The sequence below is a fragment of the Nonomuraea rosea genome, assembly GCF_039539705.1.
In the GTDB taxonomy this organism is placed as follows: domain Bacteria; phylum Actinomycetota; class Actinomycetes; order Streptosporangiales; family Streptosporangiaceae; genus Nonomuraea; species Nonomuraea rosea.
Genome location: NZ_BAABDQ010000029.1, coordinates 144,518 through 164,557, shown reverse-complemented (window position 1 = coordinate 164,557; position 20,040 = coordinate 144,518). Strand labels below are relative to the sequence as shown.

Here is a 20,040-nt window from a genome sequence, read left to right as displayed (position 1 = left end):
TACAACACGCAGTGGAACCTGCTGTTCATGGACATCGTCCTGATCACGATCCCGCCGCTGCTGCTGTTCGTCTTCTTCAACCGCAAGATCGTCGCCGGTATGACCGCCGGCGCCATCAAGGGCTGACATGACCTTCCTGAACGTCGAACCGGTCACCTTCGAACACCACCGAGACCCCCTGGGCATCGGGGAGAGCGCCCCGCGCCTGTCATGGGTCGTACGGACCGGCATCTCCGGCTGGCTGCAGCGGGCGTACGAGATCGAGCTCAGCGACGGCCTGGCCACCGGCTTGGTCGAGTCGGGGGAGTCGGTGCTGGTGCCCTGGCCGGGCCCCGCGCTCGGCTCCCGCACGCGGCGCGGCGCGCGGGTGCGCGTGCACGGCCACGACGGCTCGGCCGGCGACTGGAGCCCCTGGTCCTGGGCCGAGACCGGCTCCCGGCGGCTGCTGGTACGCCCGCGTCCCGGCGGCGGCCTCACCCACGCCCGCGCCGCGCTCGACACCCCGTACGGCCGGCTGGAGCCGGGCCGGCGACCAGGTGACGCTCGTCGTGGTGGTGCCCGCGTACACCGCCGCCGCCGTCCACCTGCCCGCCGACCCGGACACCGCCGTCGAGGCGGGAGCGGGACGGCACGTCTTCCGCTGGGAGGCCCGATGATCAGGACCCATGACTTCCGGCACGACGGGCTGACCCTGCGCGCCACGCTGCACGTCCCCGAGGGCGGGACCGGGTGGCCCGTGGTGGTGTTCGTCCACGGGTTCGCCAACAACCGGATGGAGAATCGCTCGTTCGTGCTGATGGCCCGGCTGCTGGAGGGTGCCGGCATCGCGTCCGTCCGGTTCGACCTGTCCGGGCACGGGGAGAGCGACGGCGACTTCTCCGGCGTCACCATCGCCGGCGAGATCGCCGAGACCCGGTCCGTCGTGCGGGCCGTGCGTGGCCTCGGCTTCGCCGACCCCGAGCGGATCGGCCTGGTCGGGATGAGCATGGGCGGTGTCGTCGCCGGTATCGTGGCCGCCGAGGAGCCGGGCATCGGGGCGGCGTGCCTGTGGTCACCGGCCGCCGTCGCTCCCTTCGAGGTGGGCGCCGGGTTCCTCAAGGGGCGGGACATCGGCGCGGAGCTCAAGGCGAAGGGCTACTTCGACGCCGACGGCCATCGGATGAGCCCGGCCCTGGTCGACGACATCGCCCGCCTGGACGTCTACGGCCGGTCCTGCGCGTACACCGGACCCGTGCGGATCATCCACGGAGACCGGGACGACATCGCGCCCGTCTCCTACGCCCGCCGCTACCTCGGCCACTACGGCGGCAACGCGGAGCTGGAGGTCGTCGAGGGCGCCGACCACGGCTGGTCCACCGTGCCCCACCGCACCCGGTTGCACGAGTCCACCGCGCGGTTCTTCCGCGAGCACCTCATCGCCATGGCCAAATGGTGAGACGTATTTCTCATTTGGTGGACATGGTGGATAGCGTGGAGGCAGCGAAAGGGGACTGCTGTGGTGGAGGCCGAAGCGCTGGCCGCGCCGTACCAGGTCAGGTTCCGTGCGGCGGGAACACCGGGCTGGCCGACACTCTCAAGAACGGTGCGGGCGGCTCGGCCGGCCCGCGTCCTCATGAGCTGCTTGAGGCCGCGCTGGCGTCGTGCATGACCATCTCGGCGCGGATGGCACTGGACGAGCGTGGGCTGGCCGACGTCAAGGTGAGCGTCTCGGTGACCCTGGAGCGTGCGGACGCGGAAACGAGGTTCCGCTATGACCTCGTCCTGGATCCGCCGGTGGACGAACGGCACCACAAGGCCGTGGCCGAACGCATCGCGCGGTCCCCGGTGCGCGAGACGTTGAGCAAATCGCTGTCGTTCGAACCGGTGTAACCCCGTCTCTAGGCTCAGCCGGAGGGGGAGACCAGGCCGGTGTCGTAGGCGATGATGACCAGTTGCACGCGGTCGCGGGCGCCGAGCTTCGCGAGCAGGCTGGCCACGTGTGCCTTCGCGGTGCCGGGGCTGATGTGCAGGCAGGCCGCGATCTCGGCGTTGGACAGGCCGCGGCCGACGAGGGTGAGGATCTCGTGCTCGCGTCCGGTGACGCCGCTCAGCTCGCGGGGCCGGGCGGACCGGGGATGGGGGCGGGCGGTGAACTCGTCGATGAGACGGCGGGTCACACCGGGCGCGAGCAGGGCGTCGCCGGCGGCGACCACGCGGATGGCGGTCAGGATGTCGTCCAGCGCCATGTCCTTGACGAGGAAACCGGCGGCGCCGGCGCGCAGGGCGCCGTAGACGTTCTCGTCCTCGTCGAACGTGGTCAGGACCAGGACGTGAGTGGCCGGCAGCTCGGCAGTGATCATCCGGGTGGCCTCGATGCCGTCCATCCCGGGCATGCGGATGTCCATCAGCACGACGTCGGGGCGTGACTCCTTGGCCAGGTGCACGGCCTGCGCGCCGGTCCCGGCCTCCCCGGCGACGTCCACGTCCGGGGTGCCGTCGATGACCATGCGCAGCCCGGCGCGCACCAGCGGCTGGTCGTCTGCCAGCAGCACGCGGATCGTCATGGGATCGGCAGCCTCGCGGCGACCCTGAACCCGCCCTCGGGCCGCGGCCCGGCGGTGAACTGCCCGTTCAGCAGCGCCACCCGCTCGCGCATCCCGGCGATGCCGTACCCCTTGCCCTCGCCCGCGCCGTCGCCGTGCCCCTCGCCGTGCCCCTCGCCGTGCCCGTCTCCGTGTCTCTCGCCCGCGCCCGCTCCGCGCCCGTCGTCGACGATCTCGACGCTCAGCTCGGCGCGCGCGTAGCCGATCGACACCCGGCAGCGGGCGGCGTCCGCGTGGCGTACCACGTTGGTCACCGCCTCCTGGACGATGCGGAACGCGGAGTGGTCGACGGCGGCGGGCAGCGGGCGGCGTTCGCCCTGCCAGCGGACGTCGACCTGGACCCCAGCGGCGACGGCAGCGGACGTGACCGGACCGAGGTCGGCCAGCCCAGTGGACGGAGTGCCGGGCCGGCGCAGGACGCCGAGCATCTGCCGCAGGCCCTTGAGGGTTTCCCTGCTGGTGACCTCGATGGCGTCCAGCGCGTCGCGGGCCTGGTCGGGGCGGGCGTCGATCACCCTGCTGCCCGCTCCGGCCTGGATGGCGATGCTGCCGATGCTGTGGGCGACCATGTCGTGCACGTCGCGGGCGATGCTCAGCCGCTCGGACGTGACCGCGTGGACGCGCAGGGCCTCGGCGTACTCGTGCCGCTGCCGCAGCGCGGTCCCGGCCAGCCAGGCGAGCAGGACGCCGCCGGCCAGCAGCGCCGTCAGCGCCAGGAACCCGGGGGCGAGGGCGCGGTAGCCGTGCCGCCACAGGTCCGCGTGCCACGCCCCCTCCACCACGACGAGCGTGCCGAGAGCCGCGGCCACCCCCGATCGGGTGGCCGCGATGCCGCAGACCAGGACGAACGCGGCCAGGAACAGCGGCCAGACCTGCTCGGCCGGCGCTCCCAGCGCCGTGGCGGCGGCCACCTCGGCCAGCAGCACGGTGAGCACGGGAACCGGGCGGTGCCGCGCCCACGCCAGGGGCACCGTCATGACGACCGCGGCGCCCGCGAGCAGCAGCGCCCGCGGATTCGCGTCGTCGCTGCCGCTCAGCAGCGCGGCGAGCTGCAGCAGCGCGAAGGCGGCCACCGCACACCACGTGAGCAGACCGCGCGCGTACGGCGGCAGCCGATGCAGGAGCGGCGGACGGGGCGGATGGGCGAGCACGCCCCCGATCGTAGCCGTCACCCCGTCTCACCAGCATCGGCCTGGAGGCGTATGCCTTCGGGCCAATGCCCCGGCGCGGATTCTGGCCCGCGGCCAGATGTCGTACGGCGCGGCCTCCGGCAGCGTTGACCGGGTGATCGAAGTCAACCATCTGACCAAACGCTACGGCGCCGTGACGGCGGTGAACGCGCTGACGTTCACGGTGCGGCCCGGCCGGGTCACCGGGTTCCTCGGCCCGAACGGCGCCGGCAAGAGCACCACCATGCGCATGATCCTCGGCCTGAACCGGCCCACCAGCGGAAGCGCGACCATCGACGGGAAGCCGTTCGCGCGGCACCGCGCGGGGCTGCGGCACGTCGGCGCGCTCCTGGACGCCGGTGACGCGCATCCGGGCCGCAGCGCCGCGGCGCACCTGTGGGCGCTGGCCCGCGGCAACGGCCTGCCACGCCGCCGGGTGGCGGAGGTCCTGAGCGAGGTGGGGCTGGAGGGCGTGGCCCGCCGGCGGGTCGGCGGGTTCTCCCTGGGCATGCGCCAGCGGCTCGGCATCGCCGCCGCGCTGCTGGGCGACCCGCCCGTGCTGCTGTTCGACGAGCCGGTCAACGGCCTGGACCCCGAGGGGGTGCGCTGGATACGAGGCATGTTCCGGCGCCTGGCCGAGCAGGGGCGTACCGTCCTGGTCTCCAGCCATCTGATGAGCGAGATGGAGAACACCGCCGGCCACCTCATCGTCATCGGCCGCGGCCAGCTGATCGCCGACGAGAGCCTCACCGCGTTCGCCGCCCGCGGCGCACAGGCCCGCGTCACGGTGCGCACGCCCGACCCGGACGAGCTCGCCGCCGTGCTCGCCATCGACGGCGCCTCCGTCCGGCGCGACGGCGGCGACGTGCTCACGGTGACGGGGATGAGCGCCGGCCGCGTCGGCGAGCTCGCCTTCGCGCGCCGGATCATGCTGTACGAGCTCGCCCCGCGCACCGCGTCGCTGGAGGAGGCGTTCATGGAGTCCACCGCCGGCCACGCCGACCACGTCGTGGACGGCCGCGGATGAGCCTGGCCGGAGCGGAGTGGATCAAGCTGTGGTCGCTGCGGTCCACCCGCTGGGTGCTCGCGGCCGGGGTGCTGCTGCTGACCGGGCTCGCCGTGCAGTCGAGCCTTGACGTGTACGCCGAGTGGCCGTCCTTCCGGCCGCAGGAGAAGGCCATGTTCAACCCGATGACGGAGGCCTTCAGCGCGCTCGGCGCGATCGTGGTCATGACCGGCGCGGGGAGCGTGGGAGCCCTGACGGTCACCGGCGAGTACGCCACCGGCCTGATCCGCACCACCTTCACCGCCGTCCCCGCCCGTGGCCGGGTGTTGGCGGCCAAGGTGCTCGTCGTGGCGGGCGTCATGCTCGCCGCCGGCACGCTCGTCGCGCTCACCACGTACGGCGCGAGCCAGGCCATCCTGTCCGGCCGCGGCACAGGGGGCTCGATCGGCGACCCGTACGTCGTCCGCGCCCTGGTCGCGAACGCCCTGCTCGCGCCCGTGTCCGCGCTGGCCGGCATGGGCATCGGCGCGCTGCTGCGGCACACCGCCGCCACCGTCGTCGCCGTGTGCGGCGTGCTGGTCATCCTGCCCACGCTGTTCAAGCCGACCGTGCACCAGTGGGCCAACGACCTTTACGCCATGTTCCCGTTCTACGTCTGGCGGACCTGCCTGTCCGCCGTCCATGCGTGCGACAAGTCCGCCCTGCCCACGGCTACCGGATCGTGGGCCGTGTTCGCGCTCTGGCCGCTCGTCTCGGCGGCCGTGACCCTCATCGTCGTGCGCCGCCGCGACGTGTGACCATCTGAGAGGAATCCTGTGAAGCAGCACCACACCCGTGCCCGCCTGCCGCTCTTCGCGCTCGCGATGTCCCTGCTGGTGACGTCCTGCGCGGAGGCGAGTGCCGCCGGCTCTCCGAGTCCCGCGCCGACGACGACCGCCGCCGCGGTCACGCTGGAGCTGCCCCGCCCCACCGGGCCGTACCCGGTCGGCCGCGACGTCCTGCACCTGGTGGACCAGAGCCGCACGGACCCCTGGGTGCCCGCGGACGGTCCCCGTCAGCTGATGGTGTCGATGTACTACCCGGCCCGGTCCGCGACCGGCGCGGCCGCCCCGTACATGACCCTTGAGGAGGCCCGGTCGCTGCTGAAGCGCAAGGCGCCCGCCGCCACCATCCCGGCCGAGACCGTCGCCGCCACCCGCACCTACGCCCACGCCGGAGCCCGCCCGAAGGACGGCCGACACCCGCTGATGGTGCTCTCACCCGGCCGCGGCCTGCACCGCGCCAGCCTCACCTTCCTGGCCGAGGACCTGGGCAGCCGCGGGTACGTCGTCGCGCTCGTCGACCACGCCTACGAGTCGTCCGGCACCACCTTCCCCGACGGCCGCACCCTCACCTGCGCACCCCTCTGCGACCAGCCCAAGCCGCCGGAAGGCGGGCAGGCGACCATCACCAAGAGCCGGACCAGGGACATCTCCTTCGTCCTCGACCGGCTGACCGGCCGGAACCCGGCCTGGAAGAACGCCCGCCTGATCGACGCCAAGCGGATCGGCATGGCCGGGCACTCCCTCGGCGGCGACGCGAGCGCCGCGACCATGGGGGCCGACCAGCGCGTGCGGGCCGGAGCGAACCTGGACGGCACCTTCCACCCCGCCGTCCCCGCCGGCAGCCTCGGCAAGCGCCCCTTCCTCCTGATGGGCAGCCAGGCCGACCACGTCCCCGGCAAGGACGACACCTGGGACGCGAGCTGGCCGGACATCGGCGGCTGGAAGCGCTGGCTCACCGTCGCCGGCACCGAGCACACCAGCTTCACCGACCTCTCCCTCCTGCAGCAGGCCGCGGGGATGTCCGATCCCGGCACCCTCTCCCCGCAGCGCTCCTTGCAGCTCACCCGCGCCTATGTCGGCGCCTTCTTCGACCGGCACCTGAAGCACAAGAAGCAACCCCTGCTCGACGGCCCGGCCCCGGCCGACCGCGAGGTCACCTTCCACACCCCTTAGGCCGTCGGCTGCCGGCCTTCCGGCCGGGGCCGGCGAACCGGGGTCAGCGTCGCGAGGAGGCCGATCAGCGCCATGCCCAGGCCCGCGGTCAGCATCGTCCGCGGCACGCCGTACTGGGAGACGGCCAGCGTGAGCAGCGCGGCGCCCAGCGGGCCGAGGGCGTAGTGAACGGTCCAGAACGCGGACGTGACGCGGCCGAGCAGGTGGCCGGGGGTGACCTCCTGGCGCAGGGACTGCGAGCAGATCCCGGCCACCGCCCCGCCCAGCAGGAACCCCGCCATGATCGCGGCGATCCCCACCGCCCCCGGGCCGAGGCCGGCGCAGGCGACCGTCGCCCCCGACAGGGCGACCGCGGCGATCCAGGTGGCGCCGAAGCCGAGCAGCTTGCGTACGCGCGCCACCACCGCCGCACCGCCGATCGACCCGGCCGCCGCGCACCCGAGCACGAGTCCGACCGTGTCGTCGTTCTGGGCGAGGTCGTGCTTGAGGTAGTAGATGACGATGTCGTCGAGCCCGGCGGTGAGAAAGATGTAGAAGGTCAGCAGGATCGTCAGCGACCGCAGCACCGGGTGCCGCCAGAGGAACCTCGCCCCTTCGAGGAACCCGCCCCGCGCGACGGCGCCCCGGCTGGTGCGCAGCCGGACGAACAGCAGGCCGCCCGCGGAGACGGCGAAGGTGGCCGCGTCGATGCCCAGCGCGACGGCCGGGCCGAACGCCTGCGAGACCAGCCCCGCGAACGCCGGGCCGCCGACGCCCGCGGCCGCGTACACCGCGTAGAGGCGGCCGTTGGCCTGGGTGAGCTGCTCCCTGTCCACCAGGCTCGGCACGACGGTGACGTACGTGACCTGGAAGATCATCCCGACGGAGACGGCCAGCGGCACGACCACGTACAGCAGCCAGATCTGGGGTGAGAAGGCCCAGACGATCGGGATGAGCGCGTAGAGGACTCCCCGGAGGATGTCGCAGGCGATCAGCAGCTTCTTCCTGTCCAGGCGGTCGGCGACGACCCCGGCGAACGCCCCCGTGAGCAACGAGGCGGCCCCCGACAAGCCGGTCAGCACGCCCATCTGCACGACGGAACCCGTCTCGCGCAACAACAGCAACGGGATGGCGATCAGCGAGAACGAGTCACCCCCGACCGACAACGCCTGGATCACGAGGAAGATGTTGAAATTCTTGTTGCGCCACAACGACACGCGTTCGACTCCATCCGGACGACGGCAGCCACAACGCTAGCCGAGAAGATCACCCCCGATCGACGCGGTGGTAAAGCCGATCTTCGTGACCGCCTCGCGTCAGTCGCGGCGCGTGAAGCGCACGGCGTCCGCGACGACGTGACCGTCGGCGGCGTCGCTGAGCTCGACCGCGCCCTCGATGCCCGCCCCGAAGGCGAACGTGCCCAGCGACACCCACTCGCCGCCCCGGGTGCCGGGCACGCCGCGGGCCGTCTGGTCCACGGTGACCCGGGTGCTGCCCTCGGCGTGGCGGACGACGTAGGCGGCGGCGCGGGACCGGTTCGACGCGGCGGTGTAGGAGACCTTCACCTCGTAGCGGGCCTGGGCGGGCAGGGCCGGCCGCCACCGGACCGCGGCGGTGCCGTCGCCGGGCGGATGGGAGGCGTAGTTGCCGCCGTAGAAGCCGGCCACGCCGGTGCCCGAGGGCCAGGCGCCGGAGAGCACGGTGTAGCCCAGCGCCCCGTTGTCGACCGTGACGTCCTCGTTGACGTCCGCCCGTGCCGGGGCCTGGATCAGGCTCAGCTCGTCCAGCGAGATGCTCAGGCCGCCGCCCCGGCCCGCGCCGGCCGCGGTGAAGCGCACGGTGTGCCGGCCGGGGGTGAGCCGCATCGTGCCGAGGAGCAGCACGTCGTATCCCTCGGCGAGCTCGGAGGTCGTGTCGATGACGGAGTTGCGGGGGTTCGCGCCGTCGACGGTCACGGCGACCAGGCCGCCGCCGGGGGAGCGGTGGTAGCGCAGCAGGAGGTCGTACTCTCCGCCGCGCGGGACGGCGATGCGGTAGTCGAGGTGGTCGCCGGCGGCGGCCGGGGTGAACACCGCGCGGGCTCCCGCGCGGGCCGTCGGCTCCCTGACGACCGTGACCGTGCCGCCCGAGTGCCGGGTGCCGGCCAGGCGGGCCAGGTCGTACGCCTTCTCGCTGAGCCGGGGGCCGGAGGCCGAGCCGTCGCGCCCCCGGGTGAGCCATTCCAGGTTGAACCGGCAGACGTTCACCTTGAGCGGGAAGCTGGCGATGTCGCCGTCGCAGCCGTAGATCAGGATGATCGTCCCGTCTGACAGGCGGGCCAGATCGGAGTAGTAGGACCGGCCGGGGTTGACGACGCGGCTGTAGCGGAAGAAGTGACCGCCGTCGTAGCTGACCGAGACGGTCATGTTGTAGCGCACGGGCGCGTCCGGCCGGCTGAACAGGATCCGGTCCCTGGAGTAGCCGAGCAGGCCCGCGTCCACCGCGTTGAACGTGCCGGTCGCCCCGTCCAGCTTCGGCGGCGACCAGGTCAGGCCGCGGTCGTGGCTGACCGAGACGATCCGCTGCCGGTTGCCGCCCGCGGCCGCCCGCCCGTTGACCAGCACGGAGCCGTCGGCGCGCTGCACCATCCTGGCCTCGTTGATGGGATAGTCCGCGGAGACGGGCACGGCGCCGGTGGCCTGCCAGGTGCGGCCGTGGTCGTCGCTGTAGACGGACGCGATCCCGTACATGCGCTCGGCCACGCTGTTGCCGACGATGACCCGCCGGTGGGCGACGTTCATCAGCAGCCGCCCGTTGTCGAGCTGGATGCCGTGCCCGGGACCGGGGGAGTGCAGCGCCCAGTCGTAGCCGAAGGAGGCGAACAGGTCGTCGAGCACGCGCGGCTGCCCCCACGTGAGACCGCCGTCGGTGCTGGAGACGACGTGCAGGCTGCCGGTGTCGCCGGAGCAGGAGGTGTTCTCCGGCAGGCGCCCGGACAGGCTGTAGAACAGGAACACCTCGCCCGTGCCCCGGTCGCACACCAGCGCGGGGTTGCCCCACGACTTGCCGCCGGCCGAGGGCACCACGACCTGCGACGGGCTCCACGTCCGGCCGCCGTCGGTGCTGCGGCGCAGCAGCAGGTCACGCGGGCCCGCGTCGCAGACCTCGTACCGGCCTTCCGAGAAGGCGAGGATCGTGTCGCCGGGCAGCACGATGAGCCCGTGCACGTGGTAGTTGGCCAGCTCTCCCGTCGAGGAGTCCCACAGGGTGCTCTCCTCGAAGTACGGCTCGGCCCGCCCGGCCGCGACGGCCGGCGCCGTCCCGGCCAGGGTGGCCGCGCCCGCGACCATCCCCAAGGTGAACGCCCTGCGTCCGATGAGCCCGTCGGTCATGCCACGCTGCCTTTCCCGAAGAAGTCCGCCTCGCCGCGTTCCATGAGGACGATGAGGCTCAGCAGCGCGCCCCAGGTCTGGAACGGCTCGCTGTTCGGCTTGTCGCACGCGCCCCCGTGACTGCTGGAGTAGTTCTCGTGCACGTGACGCAGTTCGTTCCACTCCTTGAGCACCAGCCGGGAGCTGCCCTCGGCGAGCCACGCGGCCGCGTCACGCGCGCCGGCCCGCAGCAGCCCCAGATAGACCAGGAAGTTGACCGGCGGCCACGCCCGTCCGGCCCAGTAGGTGCCCTCGCGCAGGTCCATCGGCTCGCTGCGCGGTGAGGTGGGCAGCACCCATTCGCCGCCGAAGCCGTCGTCGGCCAGCAGGTGCCCGGACACCATGCGCCGGGCCCGATCGTCGGTGCCGACGCCGGCCAGCAGGGGGTAGAAGCTCATCGCGGACAGCCGCTCGGTCGGCAGCCCGGTGTCGGTGCGCCTGCTGCGGTAGATGCCGCTCGGCTCGTCCCACAGCGACTCCATCGCCGCGACGACGGCCGCGTGCCGCTCGCGCAGCTCCGCGGCGGCCTCGCTTTCGCCGAGGACGTCGGCGAGGTCGGCGAGTGCCTCGCAGTCGGCCGCGTACAGGCTGTTCAGGCCGACGTCGTGGGCGGCGAGCAGGCTCGTGGTCTTGTCGAAGGGCACGTCCTCGAAGACGGGGTGGTTGTCCCAGCCGCTCTCGCAGGTGGCGCCGAAGTGCTGGTGGATGCGGGGGATGTCCTGCGGTGAGGGGAACTCGGGGTCGAAGTACGTCGAGCCGGCGCACAGCAGGTCGCCGTGCCTGCGGGTCCGCCACCACCAGCGGTTCCAGGACAGCAGCGGGCCGAAGGTCTCCTCCAGGAACCATCGCTCGCCGAAGCGGCGATAGAGCTCGCGGGTCACCATCGAGCCGACCGGCGGCTGGGACCCGTCGTAGGTCTTGCGGCCGGTGCCCTGCTCGACGTTCGGGACGAAGCCCTCCGGGGTCAGGGCGCGGAGCATCTCGACGGTGTTGACGTAGGCGAGCTCCCTGCTCGACACGCCCGCCAGCAGCGCGTTGAAGAACGCGTCCCAGCAGAACAGGGCGTAGCCGCCGCGCTTGCCGACGTTCCAGAGCCGGCTGACGGTCGTGATCACGCGCGACTGCGACGGCTCGTAGATGGTGTTCCAGGAGATGGCGTCCCTGACGATCTCGCGGTGCTGCGCGAGCGGGTCGGCGCCGGCCGTCCCGATCCCGGCGGAGGCGCGGGCGACGAGGGCCGCGATCTCCGGCAGGTCGCGGGGGCTGCCGGTGCTGATCCCGACGGCGCCGGTCAGCTCCATCGCCACGTAGGGGCCGTCGATGTCGGTGTAGGGGTCGTCGACGTGCGGGGCCGTGCAGAAGACCTGGACGGTCCCGCCGGGTCCTCCGGCGGTGAGCCGGTCGCCCTCGCGGGTGACGGAGCCGGGCCGGTTCCACAGGTAGGCGGCGCCGACGGTCAGCAGCGCGCTCTTGGGCTGGTTGGCGGTGGGCGTCACCAGGACGACCAGGTCGTCGCCCGCGTGCGCCGTCTGCACGCGGATGGTGACGCCCGCCCAGCTCACGGTCGTCTCGGTGTAGGCGCCGTCGTAGGCGTGCCGGCCCAGGGTGACGCTCTCCGCGCCCTCGGTGCGGCGGCCTATCTGGGCGGTACGCAGGGAGGTGCCCCGGTAGTACTCCTTCAGCCCGAGGGACAGGCCGAGGGCGTCGGGCAGGAGCACCTGGGTGAGCACGCTGCGCGTGTCCCAGGTGTTCCAGCCCCGGGCGAGCGCGGCCTGGACGGCGGCGTAATTCGTCATGTCTTCCTTCACGTGTCTTCCTTCACGTGGACTGCAGGCAGGGGATCCAGACCCGCATGGCGTGCGGGCCGCGGTTGGCCCAGGCGTAGTAGGGGATCAAGGTGAGGTCCGCGGCCGGCCCGGCCGGGGCGGGCTGCCCGTAGGGCCGGTACGGGGAGTCGCCGGGTCCCCGCGCGAGCGCGCCGTCCGCGCGCAGCACGGTCACGCCGCCGAGCAGGTCCTGCCGGTGTTCGGGGCGCGGCGGTACGGCGGGATCGATGCGGAGGTCCTCCAGGACGGCGCCGGACGGCTGGTCGGGCTGTTCGATCGCGTAGACCAGCGGCCCGCGGGTGACGGCGACGCAGCCGCGGGTGGCGTCCACGCGGTCGCCCGCCGCCAGGAGCCGGGCGGGCATGGGCATCCGCAGCCGCACCACGTCGCCGGCCTGGAACACCCGGCGCACGCGGGCGTAGCCGCCGGCCGCCACCGGCTCGCCGTCGAGGGTGGATCCTCCGGCCCATTCCGGTACGCGCAGCGCCAGCTCCGTCTCGCGCGGCGGCGCCTGCCGCACGGTCACGGTGACCAGGCCGTCCCACGGGTAGCCGGTGCCGACGTCCACGGTGAGCCCGCCGGAGGCCAGCGTGCCGGGGGCGTACTGGTGCACCTGGAGCCCGTCGTCGCCGCCGGTGGCCAGGTAGGCGGGGAGCGCGGCCAGCGTGCGCATCACGTTGGGCGGGCAGCAGGCGCAGTTGAACCACGGGCGGCGGCCGTGCGCCGGTGACCGCTGCAGGTCGCCGCGCGCGCCGGTGCGCCGGTGCAGCGTGTTGACGTAGAAGTAGTCCGCGCCGGTCAGCGACACCGCGGGCAGCACGGCGTTGTACAGCAGCAGCTCGATCTGGTCGGCGTAGCCGGACTCCCCGGTGGCCAGCAGCAGCCGCCACGCCCACTGCAGCGTCCCGATCGCGGCGCAGGTCTCCGCGTAGGCCCGGTCGGGCGGCAGCTCGTAGTCCTCGCCGAACGCCTCGCCGTCCCAGCGTGCGCCGACCGCGCCGGTGACGTGCTGCCGGCCGCGGCGCATCGTGTCGTACTGCCGGCGTAGCGCGGCCAGCAGCCCGGCGTCGCCGGCCTCGATGGCGACGTCGGTGGCGCCCGCGGCGAAGTAGACGGCGCGCACGGCGTGCCCCTCCGGCCCCCGTGCCTCACGGACGGGCAGCCGGTCGGAGTAGTGGCCGGGGTCGCCGTAGTGCGAGGGGTCGAAGCCCGGTTTCGTGGCCAGGCCGTGGCCGCGGGCCTCGACGAAGTGCCGGGCCAGGTCCAGATACCGGCGCACCCCCGTCTCCCGGTACAGCTCGACCAGCGCCGTCTCCACCACGGGGTGTCCGTCCAGCTCGCCGCGCAGGCCGGGGCCGAACGTGCCGGCGAGGTGGTCGGCGAGCCGGGTGGCGACCCGCAGCAGCCCCTTCTCACCGGTCGCGCGGGCCGCGGCGACCGCGGCCTGGAACAGGTGGCCGGCGCAGTAGAGCTCGTGGCTGTTCCACAGCCGCGCGTACGGCTCCTCGCCGCGGATCTGGACGACGGAGTTCAGGTATCCGTCCGCGCGCTGGGCCGCCGCGATCGTGCCGCCGAGCTCGCGCAGCTCCGCCAGCAGCCCTTCCGCGGGGTCGCGGGCGTACTCCCAGGCGACCGCCTCCAGCCATTTGTAGACGTCGGAGTCCCGGAAGCCGGCCCCCTCCGCCGCGCCGGTGGCCTCGCCCGCGGCGATCCGGAGGTTGCCGATGCTGCCCGCCCCGGCGAGCCGTTCGCGTCCGAGGGGGATCGCGGCGCGGTTGGCCTCCAGGCGCCGGGCCCAGAAGCCGCCGGTCACGCGGGCGGCCCGGGGCGGCAGCGGACGCAGGGCCACCGCCGCCTCCGGGCCGGGCACGGCGGTCATGACCGCGCCTCCGGGCCGGGCACGGCGGTCATGAGCGCGCCTCCGGGCCGGGCACGGCGGTCATGAGCGCGCCTGCCGGCGGAAGCGTACGGCGTCGGCGATGACGTAGCCGTTGGCCGCGTCGCTGAGCTCGACGTACCCGGCGATGCCGGCGCGGAAGGTGAACGTGCCCAGGGACTTCCACTCGCCGGTGCGCACGTCGGGCACGCCGCGCTGCTCCTGGTTGACCGTCACCGAGGTGGTGCCGCTCGCGTGGTGGACGGCGTAGACGGCGTTGGTCGCCCGGTTGGGGTCGGCCGTGTAGGAGACGAGCACCTGGTACCGGTCGTCGCCGGGCAGGGCCGGCCGCCAGCGGGCCGTGTTCGTGCCGGTGCCGCGGGCGTGCGTCACGTAGTTGAAGCCGTAATAGCCGGGGATGCTCCTGCCGCTCGCCCAGGTGCCCGTGACGCCGAAGCCGAGACCGCCGTTGTCGACCGTGACCTCCTCGCGGACGTCGGGCGTGGCGGCCGCCTGGACGAGGGTGAGCCGGTCGAGCGAGATGGCCGTGCCGCCGCCCCGGCCGGCGCCGGCCAGCGTGAAGCGGACGGTGTGCCGGCCGGCCGTCAGCCGCAGCCGGTCCAGCAGGACGACGTCGTGGCCGTCGCCCCGGAACGCCGTCAGGTCCACCGTGGAGGTGCGGGGCTTCGTCCCGTCCACGGTCACCGTCATGAGGCCGCCGTCCGACGACCGGTAATAGCGCACCCACAACTCGTGCTCGCCGTCGCGGGCGACGACGAAGGGGTACTCGACGAAGTCACCGACCGCGGCGGGCGCGAAGGCCAGGCGGGCGTCCTCCCCGGCGTTGACGTCGCGCAGCACTTTCACCGTTCCGCCCGAGCGCGCCAGCGGCCGGCCCAGGTTGTGGTCCTGCGTGGTCAGGTTCGGGCCGGTGGCCAGGCTGTCCCGGCCCGCGGTCAGCCATTCGAGGTTGAAGCGGGCCGCGGACACCCGCTGCGGGGTGCCGTCGAGGTCGCCGTCGCAGCCGTACAGGAGGATGATCGTGCCGTCGGACAGGGACGCCAGGTCCGAATAGTAGCTGCGGCCCGGGTGCACGGCCCGGCTGTACCTGAAGGAGTCGCCTTCGTCGTAGCTCACCGAGACGGTCATGTTCCAGCGCATGGGCGAGTCCGGGTGGCTGAACAGCACCCGGTTGACGTCCTGGCTGCCCGGGCCGCCGGTGTAGCGCTGGAAACCGGTGTCGACGCCGTTGAACAGCCCGGCCCCGAACTCCATGGCGGGCAGCGACCAGCTCAGGCCGCCGTCCTGGCTGACCGCGACATCGCGCGGCCAGTCGCCGCCCGAGCCGGGCCGGCTGTTCAGCACGACCGTGCCGTCCGCGCGCTGGACCAGCCTGGACTCCCCCATGACGGGCAGGCCCGTGCCGATCGGCACCTCGCCGCCGGACCGCCAGGTGGCCCCGTGGTCGTCGCTGTAGAGGGTGGAGACGCCGTAGTGGCGGTCGGCGGCCGGGACGCCGGTGATGATCGTCCGGTGGCCGACGGACAGGAGCAGCCGGCCCGAGTCGAGCTGGATGCCGTGGCCGGGTCCCGGGCCGTGCATGGCCCAGTTGTGCGGGAAGTGGCCGAACAGGCTGGTCAGCTCGCGCCGATCGCCCCAGGTGACGCCGCCGTCCGTGCTGGAGATGACGTACATCGTGCTGGAGTCCGCGGAGCAGCTGGTGTTCTCCGGCAGCCGCACGCAGAGGCCGAAGAACAGGAACACCTCGCTCGTCACCCGGTCCACCACGAACGTGGGGTTGGCCCAGCACTGGCCGCCGGTGGACGGCACCACGGCATGGGAGGGGCTCCAGGTCTGTCCCTTGTCGATGCTGCGGCGGATGAGCAGGTCGTGCGGGCCGGCGTCGCACACCTCGTGCCGGCCCTCCGTGCAGGCCAGGATCGTGTCGTCGGGCAGCGCGGCCAGGCCGTACACGTGGTAACTGGCCAGCGGATCCACGGCGGAGTCCCACAAGGTGGTCTCCGCGAAGAAGGGCGCGGCCGCGGCCTGCGCGGCGCGGGCGGGTAAGGGAAGGGCGGCGCCCGCGGCGAGCGCGAGGGCGAACGTGCGGCGGCTGATGGGCATGGGGCACTCCTCGGGTGATCTTCCAGAGGACGGGGGGTGATTACTCCGGTCGGCGCCCTGACTGCAGGGCGTGCGGCCGTACGAGGGGGCCGACCTCGGCCAGCGCGTCGCGCAGCGCGGCGAGCTCGGATTCCGTGAGAGGCAGGAACGGCTCCGCGGCGTGCGGCGGGCACAGCCCGAGCTCGTGCAGCGCGGTCTTGATGACGACGATGCCGCTGGAGCCAGGGCGGATCCCGAAGAGCGCGGTCAGCCGGTCGACGTCGCCCTGCCGCGCGGCCGCGGCGGCGTGGTCGCCGGCGCGGACGGCCTGGAGCAGCCCGACGCAGAGGGCCGGCGCGAGCATGCCCACGCCCGGCACCAGCCCGGCGGCCCCCAGGCGCAGCCCCTCGGCGAGCTGCCGCTCGGCGCCCTGGGCCGTCTGGAAGGCGGGCCGCTCCGCGGCAAGAGCGCAGAACCGCGCGAACAGGGCGATGTCGCCCGAGCTGTCCTTGAGGCCGACGATGTTCGGCTCGCCGAGCAGGCCGCGCATCAGGGAGACGGGGATCGGGTTGCCGGTGTAGCCGGGACTGTTGTAGATCACGACGGGCCTGCCGTGGCGGGCGGCGGCGCGGAAGTGGGCGTGCAGTTCGCGTTCGGTGTGCCGGAAGTACGTCGGCGCCAGCACGACCAGGGCGTCCAGGTCGAGGCCGTCGAGGCTCTCCACCCGCTCCAGGGTGTCGCGGGTGCCGGTGCCAGCGGCGGTGACCATGATCCGGGCGGACGGCCCGGCCAGGTCGCGCCACATGGCCGACACCTCCACCGCGTACGCCCGGACGGCGCCGGCGGGCAGCAGCGGGCCCTCGCCGTTGGTGCCGGCCAGCATCAGCGTGCGGACGCCCCCGGCCGCGAGGTGGGTCAGCAGCGGCCGGACGGCCGGCGGGTCGGGCTGCCCGCGCCGGTCGAGCGCGGTGACCAGCGGAATGATCACTCCGGCGACCACGTGGTCGGACGGTTCGGCAACGGCGGCCATGGCGCCTCCCTCGGCGAGTGCTTCCGGACGGTACCGATGATCTGCCAAGAAGGCCAGATGCTAATGGGTATTAGTGTTTCGAGCTGATTACCTGAGCTTGTTTGATCAGCAGGTTTCCCAGGTCCATTGACATCTCACAGAATCGAGAGCAAGACTTTGCGCTCACCGTGTTAGGCGCATTAGCAGGAGGCTCGGATGAGTCGAGGACCGGTGCGAAGGCCGACACAGGCCGACATCGCGCGCCTCGCCGGAGTCAGCCAGGCCACCGTCTCGCTCGTGCTCAATGAGCGGGACGACGTCCGGATCAGCCCGACGACCCGGGAGCGGGTGCTGGCGGCGATTCGCGAGTGGGGTTACGTCGCCAACGCGTCGGCACGCTCACTCGCCGGCGGCCAGAACAAGATCATCGGGGTGTACACCTTCGAACCGGTCTTCCCGACGACCAGCGTGGACTTCTACTTCCCGTTCCTGCTCGGCATGGAGCAGGCGGCCGCGGACCTCGGATACGACCTGCTGATGTTCACCAGCGTCGGCGGCGCGCGGCAGGTCTTCCGCGACGGATCGACCCGGCTGTCGCTCGCCGACGGCGCGCTGCTGCTCGGGCGCGACCCCAACGTCAAGGAGATCGAACGGCTGCGCGACACCGGCTACCCGTTCGTCTACATAGGGCATCGCGAGGTGTCCGGAGCGCCGGTCTCCTACGTGGCCGCCGACTACACCGGGGCGACCAGGCAGCTCACCGAGCGGCTGTTCGAGCTGGGGCACCGGCGCGTCGCCTACGCCCGTATCGGCGACGGCGGCGCGCAGCCCAGCCGTGACAGGGAGAAGGGATTCCGGGAGGCCGCGCCCGCCGGGGAGGCCAGGCGGCTGGCCGGCCCGGCCTGGACGCTGGAGTCCCCCGACGACGTGCCGGGGCTGCTGGCGGAGATCCGGCACGGCGGCATCACCGCCGTGGTGGCCGAGCAGATCCTGCTCGCCGAGGAGCTCCTGGCCTGCGCGCAGCGCCAGGAGCTGTCGGTTCCCGGCGACCTGAGCATCGTCGCGCTGGGCGACCCCATCGGCGCCCGCCGCACCGACACACCCTGGACCGGCCTGACGGTCCCCCGCGAGCAGATGGGCCGGCAGGCCACCCACCTGCTGGTGCGGCTGCTGGAGGCGCCCGAGCCGGAGGCCCGCAGAGAGTACGTCGAATGCCCCCTGATGCCGGGCACGACGGTGGCCCCACCAAGGAGAGAGCAGTGACCAACCCTGTCACCGCGGGGCGGCCCACATGATCCGGATCATCGCCAAACGGCTGCTCGTCGGCGTGCTGGTGATGTGGGGAGCCGCCTCGCTCATCTTCCTCATCGTCCGGGTCGCCCCCGGCGATCCGGTGACGATCCTGCTGGGCCCCGAGGCGAGCCGGGAGCAGGTGGCCGAGCTCACCGCGGAGCTCGGGCTCGACCGGCCGATGTCCGCCCAGTACTTCAGCTACCTGGCCGACGTGGCGAGGCTGCACTTCGGCGACTCCTACCGGTTCGCCCGGCCGGCGATGTCGGAGGTGTTCGAGCGCCTGCCCGCGACCGTGGACCTGATGCTCGCCTCCACCCTCATCGCCGTGGTGGCCGGGCTCGTGCTGGGGCTGCTGGCCGGCGGGCGTCCCGGCGGCGTCGTCGACCGGGTGGTCAGCGCGGGCACCATCGCGCTGCAGTCGTTCCCCACCTTCTGGGTCGGCATCATGCTGATCCTCATCTTCGCCCTGGTGATCCGCCTGCTGCCCAGCGCGGGAGCGGGCACGCCCGCGCACCTCATCCTCCCGGCGGTCACGCTGGCGTTGCCGTTCACCGCCATCGTGGCCCGCCTGACCAGGACGAGCGTCGCGGAGACGATGCGTGAGCCGTACATCCAGACGGCTCGCTCCAAAGGGCTCACCGAGCCGCAGGTGCTGCTCGGCCACGCGCTGCGCAACTCGCTCATCCCCGTGGTGACCATCGTCGGGCTGCACATGGGCGGCCTGATGGGCGGCGCGGTCGTGGTCGAGAACGTCTTCGCCTGGCCCGGGCTCGGCACCCTCGTGGTGGACGCGGTCTCCAACCGCGACTACGCCGTCGTGCAGGCGGCCACCTTCCTGATCGCGGGCATCGTGATGCTGTTCAACCTGCTGGCCGACCTGCTGTACTCCCAGCTCGATCCGCGCATCAAGCTGGACGGTGCGTCATGACGGCCGTCGCCGCCGGTCGCCGGCTCGTCGTGGGCGGGCGGTGGCTCGGCAGGATCCCCTACATCGTGCTCGCCCTCTACGTCGTCGCCGGCGGGATCGGCCCGCTGCTCATCGACTACAACCCGGTGCGCGTCTCGCTCGACGACCGGCTGCTCGGCCCGGGATCGCAGGTCGCGTCGGGCGCGATCGCCTGGTTCGGCACCGACGGCCTCGGCCGTGACGTCCTCGCGCAGGTCGTCTACGGCGCCCGCACGTCGGTGATCATCGGTGTCTCGACGGTCGTCGTCTCCTGCCTGATCGGTGTGAGCGTCGGCATCGTCGCCGGCTACTTCCGCGGCTGGCCGGACATGGCGCTCGCCCGCGGCATCGACATCCTGCTCGCCTTCCCGGCGATCCTGCTGACCATCGTCATCGCCGGCGCCTTCGAGCGCAGCGTCGTGGTGGTGGTGACCGCGCTGTCGGCGACGGCGTGGATCTCCTTCGCGCGGGTCACCCGCGGCGTCGCCCTGTCGGTGCGGGAGCGGGCCTTCATCGACGCGGCCCGCGTCCTCGGCGTGCGGCCGGTCTCGATCCTGGTACGTCACATCCTGCCGCTCACGGTGGGCCCGGTGGTCGCCCTGGCGACGCTGGAGTTCGCCCTCGTCGTGCTGGCCGAAGCCGGGCTCAGCTTCCTCGGCATCGGCCTGCCCAACTCGGCGGTGTCCTGGGGCCAGACCATCGCGAACGGAAAGCAGTACCTCGAAACCGCCTGGTGGATCTCGGCTCTGCCCGGCATCGCCCTGTCGCTGCTGATCGTCAACATCGGGATCCTCGGCGACCAGCTCACCGCCCGGCACGGACGCGGGCACCTCCGATGAGCCGG

General features: G+C 72.9%; 16 protein-coding genes. 8 read left to right on the top strand and 8 right to left on the bottom strand.

Annotation, left to right across the window (positions count from 1 at the left end):
- Positions 1 to 127 precede the first annotated feature (127 nt).
- Both ABEA43_RS46010 and ABEA43_RS46005 read left to right on the top strand, forming a co-directional pair.
- On the top strand, positions 128 to 1,435 hold the full coding sequence (locus tag ABEA43_RS46010) for an alpha/beta fold hydrolase (protein ID WP_345572395.1): 1,308 nt from the start codon (positions 128 to 130) through the stop codon (positions 1,433 to 1,435).
- Positions 1,429 to 1,869 carry an OsmC family protein gene (locus tag ABEA43_RS46005; RefSeq protein ID WP_345572394.1) on the top strand — a complete coding sequence of 147 codons (441 nt, stop codon included), beginning with the start codon at positions 1,429 to 1,431 and terminating at the stop codon, positions 1,867 to 1,869. The genes ABEA43_RS46010 and ABEA43_RS46005 overlap by 7 nt, the downstream gene beginning before the upstream one ends.
- 14 nt (positions 1,870 to 1,883) lie before the next feature.
- On the opposite strand, the gene ABEA43_RS46000 is transcribed toward ABEA43_RS46005, so the two are convergent.
- Both ABEA43_RS46000 and ABEA43_RS45995 read right to left on the bottom strand, forming a co-directional pair.
- Entirely contained in the window at positions 1,884 to 2,543 is a 660-nt protein-coding gene (locus ABEA43_RS46000; protein WP_345572393.1) for a response regulator, read from the bottom strand.
- Positions 2,540 to 3,733, bottom strand: a complete 1,194-nt coding sequence (locus ABEA43_RS45995) for a sensor histidine kinase (RefSeq protein ID WP_345572392.1) — start codon at positions 3,731 to 3,733, stop codon at positions 2,540 to 2,542. The genes ABEA43_RS46000 and ABEA43_RS45995 overlap by 4 nt, the downstream gene beginning before the upstream one ends.
- A 133-nt stretch (positions 3,734 to 3,866) precedes the next feature.
- Here ABEA43_RS45995 and ABEA43_RS45990 point away from each other — a divergent pair, with 133 nt between their 5' ends.
- The 3 genes from ABEA43_RS45990 to ABEA43_RS45980 are packed head-to-tail and all read left to right on the top strand — an operon-like array spanning position 3,867 to position 6,754.
- Positions 3,867 to 4,778, top strand: a complete 912-nt coding sequence (locus ABEA43_RS45990; RefSeq protein ID WP_345572391.1) for an ABC transporter ATP-binding protein — start codon at positions 3,867 to 3,869, stop codon at positions 4,776 to 4,778.
- Positions 4,775 to 5,554: an ABC-2 transporter permease gene (locus ABEA43_RS45985; RefSeq protein WP_345572390.1), complete on the top strand. Its 780-nt coding sequence runs from the start codon at positions 4,775 to 4,777 to the stop codon at positions 5,552 to 5,554. Before ABEA43_RS45990 ends, ABEA43_RS45985 begins: the two co-directional genes overlap by 4 nt.
- An 18-nt stretch (positions 5,555 to 5,572) precedes the next feature.
- Positions 5,573 to 6,754 (top strand): alpha/beta hydrolase family protein, encoded by a 1,182-nt coding sequence (locus ABEA43_RS45980; protein ID WP_345572389.1) that lies wholly within the window; start codon positions 5,573 to 5,575, stop codon positions 6,752 to 6,754.
- Here ABEA43_RS45980 and ABEA43_RS45975 read toward each other — a convergent pair.
- From ABEA43_RS45975 to ABEA43_RS45950, 6 genes are all read right to left on the bottom strand, one after another.
- Entirely contained in the window at positions 6,751 to 7,950 is a 1,200-nt protein-coding gene (locus ABEA43_RS45975; protein WP_345572388.1) for an MFS transporter, read from the bottom strand. The two genes, ABEA43_RS45980 and ABEA43_RS45975, sit on opposite strands and share 4 nt — an antisense overlap.
- 99 nt (positions 7,951 to 8,049) lie before the next feature.
- Positions 8,050 to 10,104, bottom strand: a complete 2,055-nt coding sequence (locus ABEA43_RS45970) for a golvesin C-terminal-like domain-containing protein (RefSeq protein WP_345572387.1) — start codon at positions 10,102 to 10,104, stop codon at positions 8,050 to 8,052.
- Positions 10,101 to 11,951 carry an MGH1-like glycoside hydrolase domain-containing protein gene (locus tag ABEA43_RS45965; protein WP_345572386.1) on the bottom strand — a complete coding sequence of 617 codons (1,851 nt, stop codon included), beginning with the start codon at positions 11,949 to 11,951 and terminating at the stop codon, positions 10,101 to 10,103. The genes ABEA43_RS45970 and ABEA43_RS45965 overlap by 4 nt, the downstream gene beginning before the upstream one ends.
- A 10-nt stretch (positions 11,952 to 11,961) precedes the next feature.
- Positions 11,962 to 13,848 (bottom strand): glycoside hydrolase family 127 protein, encoded by a 1,887-nt coding sequence (locus ABEA43_RS45960; protein ID WP_345572385.1) that lies wholly within the window; start codon positions 13,846 to 13,848, stop codon positions 11,962 to 11,964.
- A gap of 60 nt (positions 13,849 to 13,908) precedes the next feature.
- A complete protein-coding gene (locus ABEA43_RS45955; protein ID WP_345572384.1) occupies positions 13,909 to 15,969 on the bottom strand; it encodes a golvesin C-terminal-like domain-containing protein in 2,061 nt (686 codons plus the stop codon).
- A 40-nt stretch (positions 15,970 to 16,009) separates the two neighbouring features.
- Complete coding sequence (locus ABEA43_RS45950) at positions 16,010 to 16,978, bottom strand: dihydrodipicolinate synthase family protein (RefSeq protein ID WP_345572383.1); 969 nt, start codon at positions 16,976 to 16,978, stop codon at positions 16,010 to 16,012.
- Between the two features lie 195 nt (positions 16,979 to 17,173).
- Between ABEA43_RS45950 and ABEA43_RS45945 the strand changes: the two genes are divergently transcribed.
- The 3 genes from ABEA43_RS45945 to ABEA43_RS45935 are packed head-to-tail and all read left to right on the top strand — an operon-like array spanning position 17,174 to position 20,035.
- Complete coding sequence (locus ABEA43_RS45945) at positions 17,174 to 18,220, top strand: LacI family DNA-binding transcriptional regulator (protein WP_345572382.1); 1,047 nt, start codon at positions 17,174 to 17,176, stop codon at positions 18,218 to 18,220.
- Positions 18,221 to 18,248: 28 nt separating this feature from the next.
- A complete protein-coding gene (locus ABEA43_RS45940) occupies positions 18,249 to 19,178 on the top strand; it encodes an ABC transporter permease (RefSeq protein ID WP_345572381.1) in 930 nt (309 codons plus the stop codon).
- Positions 19,175 to 20,035, top strand: a complete 861-nt coding sequence (locus tag ABEA43_RS45935; RefSeq protein ID WP_345572380.1) for an ABC transporter permease — start codon at positions 19,175 to 19,177, stop codon at positions 20,033 to 20,035. The genes ABEA43_RS45940 and ABEA43_RS45935 overlap by 4 nt, the downstream gene beginning before the upstream one ends.
- The last annotated feature ends 5 nt before the right edge of the window (positions 20,036 to 20,040 follow it).